Origin of the sequence: Nonomuraea mesophila (genome assembly GCF_004352805.1) — a bacterium.
GTDB lineage: Bacteria > Actinomycetota > Actinomycetes > Streptosporangiales > Streptosporangiaceae > Nonomuraea > Nonomuraea longispora.
On record NZ_SMLD01000031.1, the window covers coordinates 1 to 21,932 of the forward strand.

General features: G+C 68.4%; 18 protein-coding genes, 1 tRNA gene and 2 pseudogenes. 10 read left to right on the forward strand and 11 right to left on the reverse strand.

The window, feature by feature from the left end; all coding sequences use genetic code 11:
• Nucleotides 1-65: 65 nt before the first annotated feature.
• Complete coding sequence (locus E1295_RS14470; RefSeq protein WP_132630790.1) at nucleotides 66-656, reverse strand: TetR/AcrR family transcriptional regulator; 591 nt, start codon at nucleotides 654-656, stop codon at nucleotides 66-68.
• A gap of 63 nt (nucleotides 657-719) precedes the next feature.
• Between E1295_RS14470 and E1295_RS14475 the strand changes: the two genes are divergently transcribed.
• The 3 genes from E1295_RS14475 (at nucleotide 720) to E1295_RS14485 (ending at nucleotide 2,301) form a co-directional block, all read left to right on the forward strand.
• A complete protein-coding gene (locus tag E1295_RS14475) occupies nucleotides 720-1,208 on the forward strand; it encodes an SRPBCC family protein (RefSeq protein WP_132630791.1) in 489 nt (162 codons plus the stop codon).
• Nucleotides 1,209-1,415: 207 nt separating this feature from the next.
• Entirely contained in the window at nucleotides 1,416-1,859 is a 444-nt protein-coding gene (locus E1295_RS14480) for a hypothetical protein (protein ID WP_132630792.1), read from the forward strand.
• Between the two features lie 37 nt (nucleotides 1,860-1,896).
• The gene (locus tag E1295_RS14485) at nucleotides 1,897-2,301 is read left to right on the forward strand and encodes a hypothetical protein (RefSeq protein WP_132630793.1); all 405 of its coding nucleotides are present in this window, start codon (nucleotides 1,897-1,899) and stop codon (nucleotides 2,299-2,301) included.
• A gap of 42 nt (nucleotides 2,302-2,343) precedes the next feature.
• Here the strand turns inward: E1295_RS14485 and E1295_RS14490 are convergent.
• Nucleotides 2,344-2,661, reverse strand: a pseudogene (locus tag E1295_RS14490) (SDR family NAD(P)-dependent oxidoreductase); the annotation flags it as partial.
• A gap of 38 nt (nucleotides 2,662-2,699) precedes the next feature.
• On the opposite strand from E1295_RS14490, the gene E1295_RS14495 reads away from it, so the two are divergent.
• The 7 genes and pseudogenes from E1295_RS14495 (at nucleotide 2,700) to E1295_RS14525 (ending at nucleotide 11,243) form a co-directional block, all read left to right on the forward strand.
• Nucleotides 2,700-3,014: a winged helix-turn-helix transcriptional regulator gene (locus tag E1295_RS14495; protein ID WP_132630795.1), complete on the forward strand. Its 315-nt coding sequence runs from the start codon at nucleotides 2,700-2,702 to the stop codon at nucleotides 3,012-3,014.
• A 213-nt stretch (nucleotides 3,015-3,227) separates the two neighbouring features.
• Nucleotides 3,228-5,345, forward strand: a complete 2,118-nt coding sequence (locus E1295_RS14500; RefSeq protein ID WP_132630796.1) for an NACHT domain-containing protein — start codon at nucleotides 3,228-3,230, stop codon at nucleotides 5,343-5,345.
• Between the two features lie 932 nt (nucleotides 5,346-6,277).
• On the forward strand, nucleotides 6,278-8,200 hold the full coding sequence (locus tag E1295_RS14505; RefSeq protein ID WP_246080039.1) for a glycoside hydrolase family 71 protein: 1,923 nt from the start codon (nucleotides 6,278-6,280) through the stop codon (nucleotides 8,198-8,200).
• A 511-nt stretch (nucleotides 8,201-8,711) separates the two neighbouring features.
• A pseudogene (locus tag E1295_RS14510) lies at nucleotides 8,712-9,059 on the forward strand (integrase core domain-containing protein); the annotation flags it as partial.
• 84 nt (nucleotides 9,060-9,143) lie between these two features.
• Nucleotides 9,144-9,596 (forward strand): hypothetical protein, encoded by a 453-nt coding sequence (locus E1295_RS14515; protein ID WP_132630799.1) that lies wholly within the window; start codon nucleotides 9,144-9,146, stop codon nucleotides 9,594-9,596.
• 4 nt (nucleotides 9,597-9,600) lie between these two features.
• The gene (locus tag E1295_RS14520) at nucleotides 9,601-9,948 is read left to right on the forward strand and encodes a hypothetical protein (RefSeq protein WP_132630800.1); all 348 of its coding nucleotides are present in this window, start codon (nucleotides 9,601-9,603) and stop codon (nucleotides 9,946-9,948) included.
• A gap of 239 nt (nucleotides 9,949-10,187) precedes the next feature.
• A complete protein-coding gene (locus E1295_RS14525; protein ID WP_132630801.1) occupies nucleotides 10,188-11,243 on the forward strand; it encodes a WD40 repeat domain-containing protein in 1,056 nt (351 codons plus the stop codon).
• Between the two features lie 92 nt (nucleotides 11,244-11,335).
• Here the strand turns inward: E1295_RS14525 and E1295_RS14530 are convergent.
• From E1295_RS14530 to topA, 9 genes are all read right to left on the reverse strand, one after another.
• Nucleotides 11,336-11,412: transfer RNA gene (locus E1295_RS14530), tRNA-Thr, on the reverse strand.
• A 53-nt stretch (nucleotides 11,413-11,465) separates the two neighbouring features.
• Entirely contained in the window at nucleotides 11,466-12,299 is an 834-nt protein-coding gene (locus E1295_RS14535) for a PSP1 domain-containing protein (RefSeq protein ID WP_425465341.1), read from the reverse strand.
• 81 nt (nucleotides 12,300-12,380) lie between these two features.
• Nucleotides 12,381-13,418: a permease-like cell division protein FtsX gene (locus E1295_RS14540; RefSeq protein WP_132630802.1), complete on the reverse strand. Its 1,038-nt coding sequence runs from the start codon at nucleotides 13,416-13,418 to the stop codon at nucleotides 12,381-12,383.
• Entirely contained in the window at nucleotides 13,415-13,942 is a 528-nt protein-coding gene (locus E1295_RS14545) for a SigE family RNA polymerase sigma factor (protein ID WP_246080040.1), read from the reverse strand. The genes E1295_RS14540 and E1295_RS14545 overlap by 4 nt, the downstream gene beginning before the upstream one ends.
• A 51-nt stretch (nucleotides 13,943-13,993) precedes the next feature.
• Nucleotides 13,994-15,166 (reverse strand): DNA polymerase III subunit delta', encoded by a 1,173-nt coding sequence (locus E1295_RS14550; protein WP_132630803.1) that lies wholly within the window; start codon nucleotides 15,164-15,166, stop codon nucleotides 13,994-13,996.
• A gap of 9 nt (nucleotides 15,167-15,175) precedes the next feature.
• Nucleotides 15,176-17,218, reverse strand: coding sequence for a dTMP kinase (gene tmk / locus E1295_RS14555; protein ID WP_132630804.1), 2,043 nt, complete (start codon nucleotides 17,216-17,218; stop codon nucleotides 15,176-15,178).
• Between the two features lie 141 nt (nucleotides 17,219-17,359).
• Nucleotides 17,360-17,917 (reverse strand): helix-turn-helix transcriptional regulator, encoded by a 558-nt coding sequence (locus E1295_RS14560; RefSeq protein WP_132630805.1) that lies wholly within the window; start codon nucleotides 17,915-17,917, stop codon nucleotides 17,360-17,362.
• Between the two features lie 75 nt (nucleotides 17,918-17,992).
• Nucleotides 17,993-19,222, reverse strand: a complete 1,230-nt coding sequence (locus E1295_RS14565) for a metallophosphoesterase (protein WP_220448714.1) — start codon at nucleotides 19,220-19,222, stop codon at nucleotides 17,993-17,995.
• Between the two features lie 13 nt (nucleotides 19,223-19,235).
• A complete protein-coding gene (gene topA, locus E1295_RS14570) occupies nucleotides 19,236-21,914 on the reverse strand; it encodes a type I DNA topoisomerase (protein WP_132630806.1) in 2,679 nt (892 codons plus the stop codon).
• Between the last annotated feature and the right edge of the window lie 18 nt (nucleotides 21,915-21,932).

Genomic DNA, 21,932 nt, shown 5'->3' on the forward strand with positions numbered 1-21,932 from the left:
GTCAGGGGCGGCGGCGGTCGGGGGCGATCGTCATCAGCCGCCGTCGAGATCATCCGGGTCGGGCGCTATCTCTGCGGCCCCGACAGCCAGGCGCGGAGCAGGGTGTCGGCGCAGTTCTCGACCGTGTCGGCGACGCTGGACGCGATGGCACCGCCGTCGGCGAGGTGCCTGCGCACCACGGCGTACGGCAGGTCCACCACAGCGATCGCGAGGCGCTCGAGGTCTACTTCGAGCCTGCCGGCGAGGGCACGCAGCGCGGCACGCAACCGACGGTCCTGGGCCGCGGCGCGTGCGGTCTGCTCGGCCGGCCATTCCTCGGGTACGAAGTCCCGGCGCGAATACAGCAGCAGGCGCGCGCTGTCGGGATGGGCGCGGGACCAGTCGACCACGTACCGGGCCGCGGTACGGGCGCCCCGGCAGGCGTCCCGGTCGGCGAGACAGGCGAGAAAGCCCTCCTGGAACCGGTCAACGGTACGCAGCCACAGTTCGCCGAGCAGCACCGTGCGGCTGGGAAAGCGGTGGTAGACCGAACCGCTCGGCACTCCGGCATGCCGGGCGAGTCCGGCCACCGACACGCCGGTCGGCGTCTTCGCGACCGTCAGCGCGAGGGCGGCGTCGAGCAGGTCGTCGACGTCATAACGGGGCGGTCTGGGCACGTAATAGAGAGTACTCTCTATTATCTGTTCTAGAGAGGTCTCGCTAATACGGAGGTGTCAGCCATGGCCGTGCTCAACATCCACCAGCGCGCGCTGCCGGCCTCGCTCGACGAGGTCGGCCGGCTGATCGACACGCTCGCCGGCCCGACCGACCTGCTGTGGCCGCACTCCACTTGGCCGGCCATGCGATTCGACCGGCCACTGGGCACCGGAGCGGTCGGGGGTCACGGCCCCGTCAGGTACGTCGTCAGCCACTACGTGCCCGGCCGCTGGATCCGGTTCGCCTTCACCGGCCCGCGCGGTTTCGACGGCTTCCACGAGTACGCCGTGTCGGCCGAGCATGACCACACCGTGCTCGGCCACACGCTCGCCATGTCCACGCACGGACCGGCACGTCTGACCTGGCCATTGATCTTCCGGCCGCTGCACGACGCGCTGATCGAGGACAGCTTCGACCGCGCCGAGCACGCGGTCACCGGCGCCGTCGCCCGGCCCGCACGCTGGAGCGGCACGGTCCGCCGGCTGCGCCTCCGACTGGCTCCACCCACCTGACGAAGAGCAACGGGGTAAGCCCCGGATCTTGACAGAAGACCAGTCCCCTGGCAGCTGACAGGTTCACCCGAACGCCGGGCGGCGTCCAGGATCGGCTTGCAACACCGAAACAGAAGGGTTGCCAGCCGCATGTGTCGATGTCGCCCTGTCCGTCAAGCCGGCCGGCGACCGGCGGACGTTCACACAATCCCACCTGCCGGAGGACTCATGAATCTCAATCCGATCGCCGGCGTGCGAAAAAGGCGCCTGACCGTCGTCAGCATTGCTGCCATCGCGACCTCGCTGAGTGTTGCGCCATCCGGATCGGCACACGCCGCCACGGCGCCCGCCATCTCGGCGAATGCCATGATCCGCTGCTCAGTCGGCGGCGTCACCGACACCCACGACAGCTCTCCGAACAAAGTCTCTGCCGGGGCTTGGATCAGTTGCGCGGCTCCGAGCTGGACACCGATGAAGCTGCGCATTCGGCTGTACCGATCCGGCACACTCGTCGACACCGGAATATGTGAGACGGGGACTCACGGCCGGTATTGCGACGCCTCCGTGGCGGTGACCGACAGGAAACCGGGCAAACAGCGGTGGTACGGCAAGGTCAACGCCTCCTGGGACAGCGGCAGCAAGAGCTTCACCACGAACTCCATCAAGCATTGATCAACAACAAGGAGCCGTGTCGCACATGTTCCGAGGAATGAGCGTACTCACCATCACCGTAGCGGCTGGATCGGCGCTCGCCCCAATGGGCTCCGCCAACGCCACGACAACCGCGAGCACCGCCACAGCGACGACAGCAGAAGCGGCAGCCTTCTGCACCTCCTGGGCCCTGGCGGACCGGGTCGACCAACGCGGATCCGTCTATGGCGGTGGCGGTGTCCGCTGCAAGGGCGAGACATCCGGGCGGCTGGTCGTGAAGCTCTACCGCAACAACAAAAAGGTGGCCTCCACCACGGAGAAGTGCCCCCGAAACCGGTATTGCAGCGGCAGCACCGGGCAGAAACGAAATCCCAAAGGCAACCAGGAATGGTGCACGCGGATGCAGTTTCACGACATCATCGGAAATGATCACTACATCAAATGGGATTGCATGGTCTCATAGCGGTGCGGTCCTGCAGCGGCCGGCCGATGAGCACCGGGCCGTTCAGCGTCGCTCGTCCGAGATGACGTTGCCGAACATCGGCACCGGGTCCACGGAACCGCCACCGGTGCTGAACAGCAGGGCCCCGGCGTCCGCCTCGCGCATCGCGGGCAGGACCGCCTGGGCCGCCGTGATGGCACCGTACACGTTGTAGTCGATCATCGGCTGCAGATTGTCCACCGTGACCTCCGAGGGTACGGCCGGAGTGAGGCCGGGCACCGGGGAGTGCGGGGCCGGCGAGTACTCCAGCACGTCGATGGCACCGAAGCGGGCTTTGGCCTCGTTGAGGGCATCGGTCAGAGAGCCGCGGTCGAGGACGTCCGCAGGGAACCCGGCGCGCGAGCATCCCGGCCGAGCCCATGGATTTCATCCGCCAGGTGCTCGACCGGGTGGGCGACAAATGGAGCATGCGGATCGTCGCCGCCCTGGCAAGCGGCCCGATGCGCTACACCGACCTGCAGCGCCAGATCCCGGGCATCTCCCAGCGCATGCTGACCCACACCCTTCGCCAGCTCACAGAGGACGGGTTGCTCAGCCGTACCGCCTACGCCGAAGTGCCACCACGCGTCGAGTACGCGCTCACCCCGCTCGGCGGCGGCCTGTACGAGATCGTCAAGCACATGATCGGCTGGGTGGCCGACCACCACGACGAGATCCGCGCCAACCGTTCCTGAGGCAGCACCCAACCTTCCTCCACGCCTCGGTCCTGAGCTGCGACAACGCGCACCAAAAGCCGTATGCACGGTGGGCGCGCTGATCCGGCCGTGTGTCACTCCTGACCGGGCTCTTGTTGGCCGCGGCGTCGGTCCACACTCTCGGGCCGACGCAGAGCGGGCGAACCCCTGAAAATCGCCGCACGCCAGGTATTCGCTTGGAATGCTGGAGCCATGAACCGGCGGGCGAGGACATGGTGGTTCGGTGCGGGGCTCGCGATCGGGATCGTCCTGCTGGTCGCCGGCGCACTCCGGCTGTGGATGCGACACCCCGGCGAGGTGGACCCCGTCAGTGCGGTGCTGGCGCTCATCGGGATCGCCATCGCCGGGCTGTCATGGTGGCAGGCGCAGCGGCCGGCCGACACCGACGTCCAGGCGGCGACGATATTGCTCGCCAGGCGGGTGCTGGCCGCGGAGAAGGCCCAGCGGGCGCAGTTGCTGGGCCGCAAGGGCAAGGACGCCGTCATCGATGTCGGCTTCTCCACCGACCCCACCGGCAGTTCCGCCCCAGCTCCACCGGCAGGCACCTTGGCAGAGGTGGCCGACTACTTCCGCAGCCTGCCGGCACCCCGACGACTCGCGATCACCGGCGTGGCAGGGGCGGGCAAGACCGTCCTCGCGATCGAGTTGATCCTGGAACTCCTCCACAACAGGCCACCGGACGATCCCGTCCCGGTACGCATCTCGGGGGCGAGCCTGGACGCGGACGTGCCCACTGCGAAGATGCTCTACCGGCACTTGATCACCACCTACGGTCTCAAGCCGGTGACCGCCCAACTGCTCGTGGCCGCTGAGCGGATCCTGCCCGTCGTCGACGGGCTGGACGAGATGGATGAAAGCGACGAGCCAGGCTACGGGTCACGGGCCGCCCGGGTACTGCGTGCGCTGGAGGACTACGAACACGGACTGAATCGCTGCAGTCTGGTGATGACCTGCCGCAGTGACCAGTACGACGCCCTGGTCGCCGACCGGGCCACCCCCCGTGGCGTCGCCCGCGTCAACCTGGACGAGGTGACGGGGGACAAGGCGTGGCAATTCATCCAGGCCATCACCGACCAGGAAGACCCGGACCGCTGGCTGCCGGTGCTGGACGCGCTCACCTCCGGCGGTCACGTCCTGGCCGCCGCTCTGAACACGCCCTGGCGGCTTACGCTGGCGGCCAGCGTCTACGAGGAACGTGACCCGCACACCGGGCGCTACGTCCGCTCCCCTGCGGCCCTCACGGAGTTCGCCGACGAATCGTCCGTACGAGAGCACCTCTTCAGCCTGTTCATCCCCGCCCGCCTGGCCGCCGCGGATCCGGCCGGGAAAGGGCCGACCGCTGAGCAGACCCATGCCTGGCTGGCCGTACTGGCCGGCTATCTGCGGACGAACGCGAGCCGGCCGCCGTTCCACGGCCGCATGCTGTCCAGCACCGATCTCGTGCCGCACCAGTTGTGGCCGCTGGCGGGAGATCGCCCTCGGTTCATCGGCGCGCTGGTGACCCTGGCCCTCGCCCTTCCCATGGTCGCCCTCTACGCCGGCGTCGTCGTCCTGACGTTCTCGCAGATGGAAATTTTGAATGCCCGCATACCCGCACGGGATGTAGTCGCGTTCCTTCTTCTCTGGCTGCCGGGTGTGGCGACCTTGGGCGTGCTGATGGACGCTGTCAACGCCCGAAAAGAGGTGTGGCCCAAGGCGGACGTGGTCAGCTCCGGCCGAGTTCGAAACACCCGCGATCGCATGAGTACGGCGGTGTCAGGCGTACTCCTGGTCGCGGCCGGCACCCTGCTGGCAGTCGTTCTCATACCGGAATTCGGCGGCGAACTCCCGCCGTGGGCACCGGTCGTTTTCGGCCTCCTGCTCGGCATCGGGATGACACATGAGCAGAGCAAACATTTCCGTTCCCGCCGCGATGACACCGACCCGAAAGCGGTAATCCGCAACGAGGTCATCTCGATATTCATGGTCGCCCTCACTCACGGCCCCGCATTCGGACTGATGCTCGGGGCGATGTTCTCCCTGCAGCTGGAAGGGCTCTCGCTCACAGCGGGGCTCACCGCAGGCGCGCTGTACGGCTCGGCTTTCGGCTCATCCATGTCACTGCGGCTGTCGCACCATTACCTGGGGCTTCTCCTGTCCACCCGAGGACGGCTGCCGTGGCGGCTCGGCCGGTTCCTGGACCGGTGCTACGGCGCGGGGCTACTGCGGATTTCCGGAACGGCCTACCAGTTCCGGCACCGCGAACTTCAGGACTATCTCGCCGCGCACCCCGTACCGTCACTTCACGAGCGCAGCCCTGCCCTGCCATGAGGTCGACAACCGGCCGATCGTCGTCGACCGCACCGCCCCACGTGGCGACCCGTCGGACGAGTCAACCGGTGCTGCGAGACGTGGCGTGACCAGCGGATGTACCTGGAGCCGGGCGCCGACCCGATCCCTCCCAGGCCGCATGCCTGGTGGACGGCAAGCCCATGGCCGGGTTGCGGCGCACAGCACCGTTGATGCTCATGAGTGGACCCCGTTGGGGTTCAACCCTTCAGTTCAGTCTTGGCGGCGAACAGAGTGCCCCGTTCCATGCCGCCGCCCCGACGGATGTTCAACCCCACCTTGCAGAAGCTGATCCATCCATCATCGTCCTTCAGTCCCCGCACGATCACCTGAGCGCGCGGGCGGTGCTGGCCGCGACCGGCCGGAGAGCCGCAGCGCGGCCAGGGACCGCCCGACGCGGCAGGCCGCCGCAGGCGGGCTGCCCTTGAACACCTCCGGGCGGCTGACGAGCCGGCCTGCCCCTCCCGCCCTGTGCGCCGCTGCTCTACGGCACCGTCACCGCGTCCAGGACGACGCCTCGGCGACGGCGTCGCGGAGGGTCGGCCGATCATCTACGAGGCGACCGCACGGGCCCTGGCGAGCGAGTACGTCGTGGTGAAGCCGCGCGTATTCCAGACCGGCTTCGAGCCCGGTACGATGTCGAACTCCGTCGCGCTGATCAAGGCGGGAAGGACCGACGACAAACCCTCGAAGACCTGACGGCCTCGTCATTGGCATTGGTGCGGATCTGCTGCATGCGCTGCTGGATCAGGCCCCGCAGATTCCCGATGTCCCCGTCGGACAGACCGAACTCGTGCATGTGCTTGACGCGCTTCTTGAGGGTGCGCTGTCTGGCGGCCGACCGCCAGACAGCGCACCGTGCCGTAAGACAAGGAAGTTTCATGGGTAACAGATATCGAACGTTATGGGTGCTCGTGGCGAGCATCGCAACGCTGGCGACCTCCGCGGTCGCCCCGGTGCAGGCGTCCGCCGTCGCCTCCGTCAGCAAGACGTTCGCCGCAGCGGAGGACGTGTTCGTCAGCCAGGCCGAGCCAGCCAAGAGCTTCGCGACCGCGACCTGGCTGAGCGTCTGCGGCACCGGGTGCGGCAGCGCCACCACAGGGCAGCGCATCGCCCTGACCCGCTTCAAGATAACCGGCATCCCGCAGGACGCGGAGAACGTTAAGGCCACGCTGGACCTGGTCTCGGCCAGAACGACAGACACCACCGTCTCCGTCCGCCCGGTGACAGGCGCCTGGACCGAGGCCGCCACCACCTGGAACACCCGTCCCGCGCTCGGCACTCCGACCCTCAGCTCCCACACCGGCTTCACCGCCGGCCGGACCGCCAAGCTGGACGTCTCATCGGCCGTCGAGGGCGACGGCACATACGCGTTCGCCCTCACCGGGACCGACGCCACCACGACCGTGCTGATGTCCTCACGCGAGAGCGGGAACCGGGGGCCGAAACTCACGGTTACCTACGCCGAGGGAACCGGAGGGGAGCAGACCGACGGGCCGCTGCCCTTCACCCTGGCGGGCACGGCAGCGCTGCGGGCCTCGGCGAAGAAGGTGTTCGCGCACTACTTCACCCCGTACCCGATCTCGCTTGACAACCAGGCGCCCGCGAGTGACTACTATGCCAGGAACTACCTGAAGCCGGAAGGCGAGAGCGGCAAGCACGCCGCGTACGGCGGGCTGCTCCGCGACCGGCCGCTGGGGCGCGACCCGATCGCTGGTGACTACGCGGTGGCGGACTTGAAGACCGAGGTGAAGCAGGCCATCGCCGCGGGACTGGACGGCTTCACCGTCGACATCCTCTCCGTGACCAGCGCGCACTGGACGCGGGTGCAGAACCTCATCAAGGCCGCCGAGGCTGTCGATCCGGGCTTCAAGATCGTGCTCATGCCGGACATGAACGGGCTGGCCTCGGTGGACAGCGCCACCCTCGCCGCGGCCATGGCCACGCTCGCCGCGTCGAAGTCGGTCTACCGGCTCGCCGACAACCGCCTGGTCGTCGCCCCCTTCAAGGCCGAAGGCCGGACCGCCGCGTGGTGGTCCGACTGGATGAAGACCATGGAGACGACGCACGGGATCAAGGTCGCCCTGGTGCCCTGCTTCCTCGATTTCAACAAGTACCGCGACGCCTTCGCCTCGATCAGCTACGGCTTCTCGAACTGGGGCAACCGCAATCCCGCGGCCAATGCCAGCCTGGACACCAACATCGACCGCGCCCACAGCATGGGCAAGATCTGGATGCAGCCGGTGTCCGTCCAGGACGAGCGTCCCAACCAGGGCATCTTCGACGAGGCCGGCAACACCGAGAACCTCCGGGCCACCTGGAGAGGGGCGATCGACGGCAAGGCGGACTGGGTGCAACTCACCACCTGGAACGACTACTCGGAGAACACCCAGTTCGCCCCCTCCAGGAACGCGGGCTGGACCTATCTGGACATCAACGCCTACTACCTGACCTGCTACAAGCTCGGCTGCCCAAAGATCACCAACGACACGGCGTACCTGACCCACAGGATCCAGCCGGTCGCGGCCCAGCCGACGTACACGCAGACCAAGCTCATGAAGCTGCGCACCGGCAGCACCGCGGCCCGCGACACCGTCGAGGTGCTCACCATGCTGACCGCGGCGGGCAAGGTGTCCGTCACGATCGGCGGCACGACGCAGACCTACGACGCACCCGTAGGGGTATCCGCCAAGACGTTCCCGCTGAAGCCGGGCGCCGCTTCGGCCACGATCACCAGGAACTCCGCCGTGATCGCGAAGGTCGTCTCGCCGTACGCGATCAGCGCGACGCCGTACGTGCAGGACCTGCACTACCGCGCGGCCTCCAGCGAACGCTGACGCGACGGCTGCTGAGGCGATGTGGTTCCTCACCGATCAGGGAAGCGATGTCGTTGTGGGGTGGCCTGACGTTGCAGCGTGCCGTGGCTGCCTCGCGGCTCAATCAAGCCGCGGCGGCGGCCGGGGCCGACATGGTGGCCACAGCACCTCCAGCAGCGAGGACGAGAACCGTTGCTGCTGTGATCATCCGATGCATCCTGTCGCCCTTCTCTCGAGGCGATCCTGAACACAGTCACAATTTGCAACTGATCGCACACTTAACATAATGACAGCGTGCAGCAGAAGATCTCTACCAACGTGGTGACAGCTCCCTTTCTCCTGCATCAGTCGCCGCCGCCGTTGGCGCGCTGCGCGTCGAGCCATTCGTGCCAGTGCGGGTCGCTGGGCTTCGGGACCTCCCCCAGTTGCATACCGCCCTGGATGGCGGTCACGGTGTCGATGCCGCACTGCTAGTAGGCGCGCTGCGTTCAGATCTTGGGGCTGTTCAGGGACAGCAGGGACACCCGCCGTGGAGCGCGGCACCTCGATGACCTCCAAGCCTGTCGCCGCACTGCTGGCCGACCTGAACATCGCCCAAAGCCACAGCCGGCCCCGCGAATCCAACGACAACCCTTACTCCGAAGCGCAGTTCCGGACGCTGAAGTACTGCCCGGCCTTCCCCGAGCGCTTCGGCTCGATCGCCCACGCCCGCGCCTTCTGCCGACAATTCTTCACCTACTACAACCACGAGCACCGGCACTCCGGCATCGGCCTGCACACCCCGGCCTCGGTCCATCTGAGCACCGTCGGTCAGATCCGGGCCGAGCGAGCCCGGACGCTCCGGGCCGCCTACGCCGCCAACCCCGGACGATTCCGCCGCAACCCCACCCCGCCCAGCCTGCGGACAAGGCACTATTTGAGCGGTTCGACTGTGCCCTACATCGGTTGATGTCATCGTTGGCTCATGGGGAAGGATCTTGTCCGGGGCGCTGGTGTGGGGCTGGTGGTAGGTCTCGGACTCGGGTATCCGGTGTCGCGGCTGTACGAGGAGGACATAGAGGCGTACACCGTCCTGCCCGGGGTGCTTGTGGGAGTATTGCTGGCCATCCCCGCCGGTGTGCTGCTCTCCGTGGTGCTGAGGATTGTGCATCCGATCCGAAACGCGTTGCTCGCGCCCGTGTTGTTGCTGGTGTTACACAACGCGGTGGATCTGGCTGTGCCAAGTCCCCGTCCCCTTCTGGCCTGGTTCGGATTCACCTGGCTGGCCGTGGTGAGTTATGCGAGCGCCGCCGGATTGTTGAGTACGGCGTCGCTGTTGCCCCGGGTCATTCGCAGTTGTGGTCGTCTGCACATGCGTGATCATGACGACGACGATCGAGCAGAGACGGATGGAGGCCAGGAATCAGCAGCATCGTAAGGACTTGATCGCCTCCTACAACGAACCTCTTCCGCTGGCAGTGCCTGACAAGGTCCCGGGACGCACCCTGGCTGGTGTGTGGACCATCGCCGACGACGTCTTGGCGCTCGACTACGCCAAGCACCGGCAGAGCGAGCTCGACGTCATGGTCCGTATCAGCGGCAGTGGTGATCCACGCAAGGAGTGTGCGGCGTGGGAACGGGATTTTGGATCCTGCCGGCGGTTGTCGGCGGATCGATGGTTGTTCGAGAGGGAGGCGAATGGCTCACCAAATGGCATAAAACTGCTATCGACCTGCACGAAGTCGCGGGATGAGACTTCCGGGACGACAAACACTTATATCAGCATATGATCCGCCGCAAAGCGATCGAGGCATTCAAAGTTGTAGCACTCGAAAATAACACTGCATAAGACCAGAGCGACGCTACCGACCTGCCAATGAGCGGGCCCATCCTCGCACTCGAACAAAACATAGTGCGCATATGGCGCATCGCGACTGCCGACATTTCTCAACCGACAACACCTGCGCGACGCCGCGGTCAGGCTGCCTATTTGGCGGTCTGTCAGACCTGATCCCTATACTTCGGGCGCATGACTGCACCTATTCTCTCCAGCCAACTCCCAGCCAGGCGCCTCTGGGACCTCGACCTTGTCACCATCGACGGTCGTCTCCTCGTCGTCTGCGCCGTCGAGCCGCCAGCGTGGGTTTGGGAGCCGTCCATGGACCGATGGACGCAGTACCGGCTGGACATGCCGTACCGTCCCGACGACTTCCGCGCGATGGTCGGGCACCTCCCGACCGACAATGACAAGGACGCCGGGCTGTTCACTAGCGTCTGCGCCGCCGTCGTGGACGGTCGGATCGTGGTCGGTGGGGCCGAGTACCGGGAGTCCTTCGCGCAGTGGGATCTGGCGAGCGGAGCTCTCCGCGTGCATGGGCGTCTCAACCACGGCGGTACGGGGAAAGTAGCGACTGTGCGGCTGAACGGGCGACCGTTCTTCATCAGCTGTAGCGACCGTACATACATGTGGGATGCGGCACGTACAGACTCCAACGGTGCTTCGGACGTCGAACCAGCCGTGCTCTATGGAAACCGGGACACCGTCACCGGGATCGCAGCTGGCACGCTGAACGGCCGCCCGGTCGTGATCTTCGGCTCCTGCGACGACAGTGTGGTGGTGTGGGGCGTCGACACCCAGAGCGTTGTCAGAGAGTTTCCCTGCCCCTTGCCCGTGGCGGACGTCGGTCTGGCGACGGTGGACGGCCGCCTCCGGGTGGTGGCGGCCGGCGAGGACCGGGTGATCCTGGGGGACCTTGACACCGGGGCATGGGAGTGGGAAGGGCCGATCGATGAGGATTCGATCGAGTTTGACACAGAGTTCGACGAGGAGGACGAAGGGGAGAAGGAGAACTCTGTTTCCTGCATGGATGTCGGCGTCATGGGCGGCCGTCCGGTCGCGGTCACAGGTTCGGAGGACGGTCGGGTGTGCGTGTGGTCGCTGGCGGAGCGCCGCCTCGTCCATGGGCCGTTCGACGAACACCACGGCAGGAAGGTTGTCGGCGTCCGCGTCACCGATTGGGACGGTCGCACGGTGGCCATCACGGCAGGGGAGGACGGCCGGGTACTCGTGTGGAACCTCGAATGAAGCTGACGGCGTGCCCGGTGAAGCCGGCACCACCATGGAAGACCTCATCGTCACGCAGAAGCCCTCCGCGATCTTGCGGAGGGCTTCTGACCTGGAGCCGCCTTGGGGATTCGAACCCCAGACCCCTTCATTACGAGTGAAGTGCTCTGGCCGACTGAGCTAAGGCGGCGTGCCGTACGGCGTGACAGAGTCTACAGGAGCCCGGAGGGTTCTCGCTCCCACCTAACCCCCCTGCTCCCCGTACGTAGAGTCGTACGCCTTCCGCGGCCCGCACACGCTCGCCTTCGAGCAGGCGCACCGCCGTCCTCCGTCGTTGAGCCGCACCACCACCGAGTCGGACGGCACGTTGTGTCCCACCACGGTGCCGGCGCCTTCCGGGGTTTCCACGTTCGTCCCGACCCGGGGGGCCGAGGCGCGGAACTCCTGGTAGAGGGGGTGTTCGTACTTGAGGCAGCACATGAGCCGCCCGCAGGCCCCCGCGATGCGCAGCGGGTTGACGGGGAGGTCCTGGTCCTTGGCCATGCGTACGGACACCGGCTCGAAGTCCTTGAGGAACGTGGCGCAGCACAGGTCGCGCCCGCAGGGCCCGATGCCGCCCTGGAGGCGCGCCTCGTCCCTGGGGCCGATCTGCCGCAGTTCGACCCTGGCCCGCAGGTTGCGGGCCAGGTCGCGGACGAGGGCGCGGAAGTCGACCCGGTGGGGGGCCGAGAAGTAGACGGTGTAGACGTTCTCCTCGTCGAGGTAGTCCACGCCGACGACCTTCATGGGCAGGGTGTGCCGTTTGATGAGGCGTTTGGCCACGCTGCGGGCCTCGGCTCTGCGGCGTTTGTTGGATTCGTCGCGGGCGAGGTGTTCCTCCTCGGCCGGCCCCGCGCACACGGGTAGTCCGTCGATGTCCTCGCTGCTCCATTGAGGCGCCCATACGCACTCCGCCACCTCTGGGCCCGAGTCGGTGGGTACGAGCACTTTGTCGCCCACCTTGGGGCTGTGCCCGCCCGGGTCGAGGTAGTAGAGCCTTCCGTAGCGGGTGAAGCTCACGGCCATGATCATTCCCATGGGCTCGAGCTCGCCTCCTGACGGCCTAGGGGGACAGTGCGGCCTTCCGTTGCCACATTACGTGCCCATCCGCGCCGGAAGTTAGCTGCCCTTGGAGCACGCGTCGACTTCCGGCAGGTCCAGGCCGTACTTCGCCATCGCGGCCTGCTCCTGCACGCACGTCCCGTCGATGATCTGAGCCACCCCTGGTTGCCCCTCGAGCTTGCCGACCACACGGACCCGGTCGGCCCCGGAACGCAACGTCAGCCTGAACGACCGGGGCATGTCCTCCACCTTGGCGCTTTCGAGAAGCTTCTCGTTGGACTTGTACGCGCTACGGAAGTTCTTGTACGCCGCCTCCTGGTCCTCGAAGACGTACGACTCGACCTCAGGCATTTTCGCGATCAGTTCCTCGATGGCCTTCAACTCAGCCTCCGTCGCCGCCTTGCCCTGCTTGGTGCCGCTTCCGTTGATGCCCTCTCCCCCGCACGCCGGTATGTGCGTGCCCTTCAGGCAGAGGAAGACCGCGATCCGCAGCACCTTTTCGTGCATGGTCGGAAGCTCGGAGAGCCTCGCCGGCTCGGAGAGCCGCGCCACGCCGGGCAACGTCGGAAGGACCCGGAATGTCTGCCGCAGATCGGTCCCTTCCTTGACCTTCACCCTGAACGACGGGGGCATGTCGGCGGGCTTGACCGCGGCCAGCACCTCCTTGCTCTCCGCGTACTCCTGCCGGAACTTGCCGTAGGCGACCTCCTGGCTTTCGAAGGCCATCACCTCGACGCCCGGCGACCGCCGGATCGTCTCCTCGATCGTCCGCATCTGCTCCGGATCGGCCGCCCGCCCCCGGCACGGGTCTTTGCGCGCCGACTCCGTACACAGGAAGACCGCCAGATCCGTCTCCTCGTCGGAAAGTGTCTGCGCGGGGGTCGCGACGATGTTGTCACCCTCGCCCGGCCCGCCCAGCACGACTGCCGTCGCCGTCCCCCCGAGCAGGACCGCCGCGGCCGCCGCCACCAGCCGGTAGTTCGGCCGGAAGCGCCGCTCCGGCGCCCGCAGCGGCCTGAGCGTGCCGGGGTCGAGCGTCGCGCCCGCCTCCGTGAGCGCCGTGCGCAGCCGGTCCTCCGTCGAGCTGTGGTTCATGATTCCTCCCCTAGTGCCCGGCCGAGCGCGGCGAGTCCCCGCGCGATCGTGGACCGCGCCGTACCGGCGCTGATCCGCATGGTGTCGGCGACCTCCTGGTCGGTGAGGTCGAAGTAGTAGCGCAGGGTGAGGGCCTCGCGCTGCCGGCGCGGCAGCTCGCGCAGCGCCAGCAGCACCTCCCGCCGCTCCTCCCCGAGCATCGCGGCGCTCTCCGCCGACCAGACAGGCGGTTCGTACGGCACCGCCCGCCGCAGCACGGTCGCCCGCCGGCGCAACACCGACCGGCACCCGTTCAGCACCGCGGACCGCACGTAGGTGAGCGCCTTGCCGGGGTCGCGCAGCCTGCTCCGGCCGGCGTGGGTGCGGGCGAACGCCTCCTGTACGACGTCCTCGGCGCTCGCCTGGTCACCGAGCATGATCAGAGCCAGCCGTACGAGGCCGACGTGGTGCTCGGCGAAGATGGAGGCCACGTCCACGCGCTGCCGGGCGAGGGCTTCCTGTTGGGTGAGTAGTTCGACTTCCACGTAACAGAGACGCCTGTCGGCCCCGTCTGCTGCTTCTGTCACCCGGTCATCTCATGGGCGCAGCGCCAGCATCATCGCCTCGACCGCGATCTGCGGGTTGACGTTGGCCGCCAGGCGTTCCCTGCACTGCATGATCGCGTCGATCCGCCGCAGCGTCTCCTCGGGCGTGGACGCCTTGGCCAGCTGGTCGAGGTCGAAGCGGAGGTCGTCGTTGGCCAGTTCGACGGCGGCGCCGAACTGCATGGCCAGCACGTCGCGGTAGTAGGACACCAGCTCCAGCAGCGCCGAGTCGAGCGAATCGCGTTTGATGCGGGTGGCCCGGGACTTCTGCCGGTCCTCCAGTTCCTTCAGCGCGCCCGCTCCGCCGCGTACGAGCCCTCGGTTGAGCCCCTTGCCCGTGGAGCCCTCGCCGTAGATCCTGCGCAGCTCGGAGGTCTCGTTGTCGTTGAGCGCGGCGGTGGCGGCGGCGGCCTCTTCCTCGGCCGTCTTCACCAGCCGTTCGGCCGCGGCGACGCACTCGCCGACCCCCGTCAGCGTGCGTGGGATGCCCAGCACGGCCTCGCGGCGCGTCCTGGCCCCCTCGTCGAGTGCGAGCGCCCGCGCCCTGCTGATGTGCCCCTGGGCGGCTCTGGCGGCGAACCTGGCGAGGTCGGGTGGCACGCTGTCGCTGGTGGCCAGCACGTGGGCGACGGCCTCGGTGGCGGGGGTGGTGAGGGTGACCTGCCGGCAGCGGGACCTGATGGTGACCATGAGGTCGTCGGGGGCGGGGGCGCACAGCAGCCACACCGTGCGGGGCGGCGGCTCCTCGATGGCCTTGAGCAGGGCGTTGGCCGCCGACTCCGTGGCCCGGTCGGCGTCTTCGAACAGGATGACCCGCCACCGGCCCTGCGTGGGCGCGCCGGCCGCGCGCAGGATGAGCTCGCGGGTCTGCTTGACGCTGTAGGACAGCCCTTCGGGGCGTACGGACTCCAGGTCGGGGTGCGAGCCGATCAGCACCTGGTGGCACTGGTCGCAGTGGCCGCAGCCGGCGTCGGGGCACAGCAGGGCCGCGGTGAAGGCGCGGGCGGCCTCTTCCCGGCCCGAGCCCGGCGGGCCGGTGAACAGCCAGGCGTGCGTCATGCCCGCGCCGCGCCCGCCCCCGATGACCTCGCCGGCCGCCGCAGCGGCCCGCGTCAGCACGGCAGTGGCTTGGTCCTGCCCGACCAGGTCATCGAAAACCGTCACGAGGCAAGGCTAGTCGCGGATGGCGGGCATCGTGCCCGTGGCGTCTTCTGACTCCCTCGGCACCGGGTCGGGAAGGATCTCGTGGATGCGGTCCTGGATCTGGCGGGTGAGCACCTCGGGCGGCTGGGTGCCGTCGACCACGAGGTAGCGCTCGGGCGCCGCGGCGGCCAGCGCGCGGAACTCCTTGCGCACCCGCTCGTGGAACTCCAGCGGCTCGGCCTCGATGCGGTCGGCCGCGCCGCCCAGCCTCGTGAGCCCCACCTGGGGCGGCGTGTCGATGAGCACGGTCAGGTGCGGCACCAGCCCGCCCGTCGCCCAGGCGTTGATCTTGGACACGTCGGCCGGGTCGAGCGCCCGCCCGGCGCCCTGGTAGGCCAGCGACGAGTCGACGTAGCGGTCGGTGACCACGAGCGCGCCCCGGTAGAGAGCGGGCCTGATCACCTTCTCCACGTGCTCGGCCCGGTCGGCGGCGTAGAGCAGGGCCTCGGCGCGGGCCGACAAACCGCGCTCGGCCGCGTCGAGCAGGATCGCGCGCAGCCGCATGCCGACCTTGGTGGACCCGGGCTCGCGCGTCTGCACGACGTCGTAGCCCTGGTCACGCAGCCAGATGGCGGTCAGCCGCGCCTGGGTGGTCTTGCCCGACCCCTCGCCGCCCTCGAACGCCACGAACAGGCCCGGCACGTGCTCGGCCCGCTCGGTGCCCAGCCGCTCGCCGCGCACCGCGGCGAGCAGGTCGGCGGTGAACGGCACACCCTTCCTGTCGTCCATGTGGCGCAGGGCCAGGATGCCGACGGCGGTCGCGAGCACGCCGCCGATCACCAGCACCAGATTGGACCCGTCGAACTGGTAGGCGAACTCGCCCAGCTCCAGCACGTGCACGCCGAAGATCGCGGCCACCGGGTTGGCCACGGCGACCACGAGCAGCAGCGTCACGCGGGCGGTCGACTGCAGGAACGAGAACGTACGGCCGCGCAGACCGTCTTCGACCTCGAGCCCGATCAGCGTGTAGCCGATGATCCAGGCGATGCCCGCGCACGCGCCGAGCACGACGGTCAGCATGACCACGATCGGCAGGTTGTGCACCAGCGCGATCGTGACCAGCACCAGCCCGGCCACGGTGATGGACAGGCCGAACAGCCGCCGGCGTGACAGCTGGCGCAGCAGCCGGGGCCCGAAGAACATGCCCAGCGCCATGCCGACGAAGACCGCGCCGAACACGACGCCGTAGGCCGCGTCGCCGCCGCCGAGCGCGCCGACGTAGATCTTGGCGACGCCGACCACGGCCCCGCCCGCGGCGAACGCCCCCAGCATCCCGATGATGAGGCCGCGCACCATGCGGTGGCCGCCGACGTAGCGCCAGCCCTCGATGACCTGCTTGAGCACAGACGGCGTGGAGATGGCGCCGTCACGCTTGGGGATGCCCCGCAGCGTGAAGATCAGGAACGCCGACACGAGGTAGGCGCAGGCGTTGACGATGAGCGCCAGCCCCGTGGCGTCCCTGCCGGCCAGGAACGGCACCGTGCTGGTGGCCAGGTCGCCCACCACGGACAACGCCGCGAAGAGCATGGCGGCGATCGGCGCCGTGCCGTAGGTGACCAGCAGGTTGAGCTGGTTGGCCGACTCGAGCTGCTCCTTGGGCACCAGGTTGGGGACGGTGGCGTCCTTGGCCGGGACCCAGAACAGGTTGATGCACTCGACCAGGACGGTCGCGATGATCACCCACTGGTAGCTGTGCACGAACGGGATCGACAACACGATCGCGAACCGGGCGAGGTCGGCCGCGAACATCGTCAGCCGCCGGTCGAACCTGTCGGCGAACACGCCCGCGAGCGGCCCGAGCAGGATCGCGGGCAACATCTTGGCCACGAACACGCCGCCGATGGCCAGCGACTGCACGCGGTAGTCGTCGCGCATCAGGTTTCCGGCCAGCGCGGTGAGCGCCAGGATGTTGAGCCAGTCGCCGAGACTGCACACCGACATGGCGGTCCACAGCCGCCGGAAAGGCGCGTTGGCCAGCACGTGAGCCGGGCGGCGTCGGCCAGGGGCAGTCATGATTTCAGCGTATCCAGGTGTTGACCGGAAGGGGGCAGTCAGGGGAGGAGCCGGAAATGCCCGGCTGCTCGTGGCTGAGAGTATTACGTCCGCGGGCCGGCGCGCAGGTTTCGCGCGTCGAAAGGGGCTCCAAATCCATCATCACGTGACAACTCCGGCCTCTTGTCGCGACGCCTCCACCAGTGGCCGCCATGCGGCGCGGACGTCGGGCGGTAGGTCCAGCTCGCCGAACAGTTCGACGAGCAGCACACCGTCGACGTGGTCGAGCAGCTCCTGCGGACCGCCCTCGCACAACAGCGCGGTGTAGGCGGCCCGCCGCTCGCCGCGGTCGGCCAGGTCGTGCACCCGCCCGCGCACCCGTACGACGCCGAGCGCCGCCGCGACCGGCAGCCGCCACAGCCGGCTCGGCACGTGGAAGGTGCGCCCGTCGCCGGTCACGCGGGCGGCGAACTCGACCTTCGCCTCCAGCGTCAGCCGGAACCCCGCGGCGTCCAGAATGCGCCCGGCCGTCTCGAGCGTCGGCGACTTCCTGCCGTGCTCGTAGGCCGACAACGTCGTGCGCGACGTGCCGCTCACGCCTGCCAGGGCCTTCTGGTTGAGGCTCGCGGCCTGCCTGGCCTGCCTGAACAGCAGGCCGCCGCGCTCGGCCCAGTGCGCCACCTCCTGCCGCAGCGCCTGCTCCACCGGCGACGAGCCCATGGCGCACCTCCGATTCGTATCCGGTCGGATACTGTACGCCATCATGGCACTACGTGACCAGTGGATTGCGCAAAGTCAGGTGCGCAACTCCAGCATCGTGATCTCGGGCGGAGCCCCCACACGCACCGGCGGCCCCCAGAACCCGGCGCCCCTGGTCACATAAACGGGCACGCCGCCGACCGTGGCCAGCCCCGACACCACCGGCTGCTGCAGCCCCACCACCAGGTTGAACGGTGCGAGCTGGCCGCCGTGCGTGTGCCCTGACAACTGCAGGTCGACGCCGTGACGGGCGGCCTCGGCGACCTGGATGGGCTGGTGGGCGAGCAGCACGGTGTTCCTGCCCGCCGCGCGCCCGCCGAGCGCCTTGTCGAAGTCCGGGGGGTCGCCCGCGTCCGCCCCGCCGACGTCGTTGACGCCGGCCAGGTCGAGCACGGCGCCCTGGTGCCGGATCTCCACCCGTTCGTTGCGCAGAGAGCGTACGCCGAGCTCCGCGAGCTCCTCGATCCACTCGCCGGGGCCTCCGGACACGTAGTACTCGTGGTTGCCGGTCACGAAATAGGCCCCGTAGCGGGACTCAAGGTTCTTGAGCGGCCGGGCCAGCGGCCCCAGCTCGGCGACCGGCCCGTCCACCAGGTCACCCACGATCGCCACCACGTCGGCCTCCAGGCCGTTGATCATGCGGACGATGCGCTCGGTGTGCCGCAGCCCCGTCAGCGGCCCCAGGTGCACGTCGCTCACCACGGCGAACCGCAGGCCGCTGAGCCGGGGATCCAGCTTCGGCAGCGCGACCCTGACCCGCTCGGTCACGGGGTCGCCCAGAGCGGTCGTCATGCCGTACGCGACCGTGCCCAGCGCACCCACGCCGGCCACGGCGGCGGTGGCCCGCCCCAGGAACAGCCGCCTGCTCATCGGGGTCACCCGCGGCGCGGGCGGCGTGACCGGCTCGTCCTCGGCGGGACCGCCGGCCCCGGCGAGCACCGGAACCGGCTCAGGCTCGGGAGTCGCGCCCCGCGGCGCGGCCCGGCGCAGCAACCGCGCCGCCACGGCCCGCGGGATCTCGAGCACGACCAGGAAGACCACCAGGTAGAACATCACCGCCACCCAGAGGTAGCCCGGCCAGGCGAGCCAGTGCCCCCACTGCACCCGCGAGCCGACGAACGCCGCCACGACGAGCAGCACCAAACCCACCAGGCCCCAGGTCAGCGTCTTGCGCAACCGCCCGGGGCCCGTCGTCGAACGCACCATCCGATGCCACAGATAGACATGCGCGAGCCCGACGACGCCCAGAAACATCAGGACGAACACATCCTGATGCTACTTACGATTTGGTCGCCGGCTTCTTCGCGGTGGCCTTCTTCGCGGGCGCCTTCCTCGACGACTTCTTCGGCGCCGGAGCCCGCTCACGCCGCTCGGCCAGCAACTCCGCCGCCCGCTCGATCGTGATGTCCTCGACCGTGTCGCCCTTGCGCAGGGAGGCGTTGGTCTCGCCGTCGGTGACGTACGGGCCGAACCTGCCCTCCTTCACCACGACAGGCTTCTTCGAGTTGGGGTCGTCGCCCAGCTCACGCAGCGGCGCCGCGGCAGCGGCCCGCCGGCCGCGCTGCTTCGGCTGCGCGAACAGCTCCTTGGCCTGCTCGATGGTGACCGTCAGCAGGTCTTCCTCGCCGGCCAGCGAACGGGAGTCGGTGCCCTTCTTCAGGTAGGGGCCGAACTTGCCGTTGTAGGCCACGACCTCCTCGCCGTCGAGCTCGCCCACCGACCTCGGGATGGACAGCAGCTTGAGAGCGTCCTCCAGCGTGATGGTGTCGAGCGACATCGACTTGAACAACGAACTCGTACGCGGCTTCGGCGCGTCGGCCTTCTTCCGCTTCTTCGGCGCCTCGTCCTCCGCCGGCTCGGGCAGGACCTCCGTCACGTACGGCCCGTAACGGCCGTCCTTCGCCACGATCGTGTGACCGGTCGCCGGGTCCTTGCCCAGTTCCCTGTCGCCCGTCGGCCGCGAGAACAGCTCCTCCGCCTTCTCCGCCGTCAGCTCGTCGGGCGTCATGTCCTCGGGCACGTTGACCCGCTGACCGTCGCGGTCGAGATAGGGGCCGTAGCGCCCGACCCGCAGCACGATGTCGGTGCCCTTCACCGGGAACGAGCTGATCTCCTTGGCGTCGATGTCGCCGAGGTCGGTGACCATCTCCTTCAGGCCCTCGTCACCGTCGACGCCGTAATAGAAGCGCTGCAGCTCGGGCACCCGCTCCGCCCGGTCGTTCGCTATGTCGTCGAGCACCTTCTCCATCTCGGCCGTGAAGTCGTAGTCGACCAGGTTGCCGAAATGCTGCTCCAGCAGGTTGACCACCGCGAACGCCAGGAACGACGGCACCAGGGCCGTGCCCTTCTTGAACACGTAGCCGCGGTCGAGGATCGTGCCGATGATCGAGGCGTACGTCGACGGCCGCCCGATCTCGCGGTCCTCCAGCTCTTTGACCAGCGACGCCTCGGTGTAGCGGGCGGGCGGCTTGGTCGAGTGGCCGGCCACGTCGAGCCGGGACGCGGTGAGCGCGTCGCCCTCGGCCAGGTTGGGCAGCCGCTTCTCCGAGTCGTCGCGGTCGGTCGACGGGTCGTCCGCCCCCTCGACGTACGCCTTGAGGAACCCGTAGAACGTGATCGTCCGGCCCGAGGCGCTGAACTCGACGTCCTCGCCCCCCGACGACCGGCCGGCCACCTTGACCGTGATCGACTCGCCGACCGCGTCCTTCATCTGCGACGACACCGTACGCTGCCAGATCAGTTCGTACAGCCGGAACATGTCGCCCGACAGCCCGGTCTCGCCCGGCGTGCGGAACTCCTCGCCCGACGGCCTGATCGCCTCGTGCGCCTCCTGCGCGCTCTTCACCTTGCTGGCGTAGACGCGGGGCTTGTCAGGGACGTACGCGGCGCCGTACAGCTTGATCGCCTGTGACCGCGCGGCCGCCACCGCCGTCTCCGACAGCGTGATGCTGTCGGTACGCATATAGGTGATGAAGCCGTTCTCGTAGAGCCGCTGCGCCACCTGCATCGTGTATTTCGCGGAGAACCCCAGCTTCCTGCTGGCCTCCTGCTGCAGCGTGGTCGTCCTGAACGGGGCGTAGGGCTTGCGGGTGTACGGCTTGCGCTCGACCGACTTGACCGCGAACGACGAATCCCGCAGCCGGCCCGCCAGCTCACCCGCGGCCGCCTCCGACAGGTGCAGCACGTCGGCGTTCTTCAGCCGGCCGGTGCTGGCGAAGTCACGCCCCTGCGCCACCCGCTTGCCGTCGACCACGGTCAGCGTCGCGGTGAAGTCGCGCGGCCGCTCCTCCGCCTTGCCGGTGTCGAACAACGCCTGCAGATCCCAGTAGTGGGCAGGCGTGAACGCCATGCGGTCGCGCTCGCGCTCCACCACCAGGCGCGTCGCCACCGACTGCACGCGGCCCGCCGACAGACGCGGCTTGACCTTCTTCCACAGGACGGGACTGACCTCGTAGCCGTAGAGCCGGTCGAGGATGCGGCGCGTCTCCTGGGCGTCCACCAGGCGCAGGTTGAGGTCGCGAGGGTTGGCCACGGCGTCCCGGATCGCCTGCTGGGTGATCTCGTGGAAGACCATGCGGTGCACGGGGACCTTGGGCTTGAGCACCTCGCGCAGGTGCCAGGCGATCGCCTCGCCCTCGCGGTCCTCGTCAGTGGCGAGATAGAGCTCGTCGGCGTCCTTCAGCAGCTGCCGCAGCTTGTTGACCTGCGATCGTTTGTCGGGGTTGACGACGTACAGCGGCTCGAACTCGTGCTCGACGTTCACCCCGAGCCGTGCCCAGGGCGCCCCCTTGTACTTCTCCGGGATGTCGTCGGCCTTCTCCGGCAGATCGCGGATGTGGCCGATGCTCGATTCGACGATGTAGCCGCGCCCGAGGTAGCCCGCGATGGTCTTCGCCTTGGCGGGCGACTCGACTATCACCAGGCGTGTTCCGCCGTCGCTGCCGTTCTTGGCTGGCACGCTGCTTCCTACCTCGCT

What these genes read in the sequence shown, in the direction of transcription:
- E1295_RS14475 (WP_132630791.1), top strand. Translation starts at nt 720, where the DNA reads ATGGCCGTGCTCAACATCCACCAGCGCGCGCTGCCGGCCTCGCTCGAC.
- E1295_RS14480 (WP_132630792.1), top strand. Translation starts at nt 1,416, where the DNA reads ATGAATCTCAATCCGATCGCCGGCGTGCGAAAAAGGCGCCTGACCGTC.
- E1295_RS14485 (WP_132630793.1), top strand. Translation starts at nt 1,897, where the DNA reads ATGAGCGTACTCACCATCACCGTAGCGGCTGGATCGGCGCTCGCCCCA.
- E1295_RS14495 (WP_132630795.1), top strand. Translation starts at nt 2,700, where the DNA reads ATGGATTTCATCCGCCAGGTGCTCGACCGGGTGGGCGACAAATGGAGC.
- E1295_RS14500 (WP_132630796.1), top strand. Translation starts at nt 3,228, where the DNA reads ATGAACCGGCGGGCGAGGACATGGTGGTTCGGTGCGGGGCTCGCGATC.
- E1295_RS14515 (WP_132630799.1), top strand. Translation starts at nt 9,144, where the DNA reads ATGGGGAAGGATCTTGTCCGGGGCGCTGGTGTGGGGCTGGTGGTAGGT.
- E1295_RS14525 (WP_132630801.1), top strand. Translation starts at nt 10,188, where the DNA reads ATGACTGCACCTATTCTCTCCAGCCAACTCCCAGCCAGGCGCCTCTGG.
- E1295_RS14535 (WP_425465341.1), bottom strand. Translation starts at nt 12,299, where the DNA reads ATGGGAATGATCATGGCCGTGAGCTTCACCCGCTACGGAAGGCTCTAC.
- E1295_RS14540 (WP_132630802.1), bottom strand. Translation starts at nt 13,418, where the DNA reads ATGAACCACAGCTCGACGGAGGACCGGCTGCGCACGGCGCTCACGGAG.
- tmk (WP_132630804.1), bottom strand. Translation starts at nt 17,218, where the DNA reads ATGACTGCCCCTGGCCGACGCCGCCCGGCTCACGTGCTGGCCAACGCG.
- E1295_RS14560 (WP_132630805.1), bottom strand. Translation starts at nt 17,917, where the DNA reads ATGGGCTCGTCGCCGGTGGAGCAGGCGCTGCGGCAGGAGGTGGCGCAC.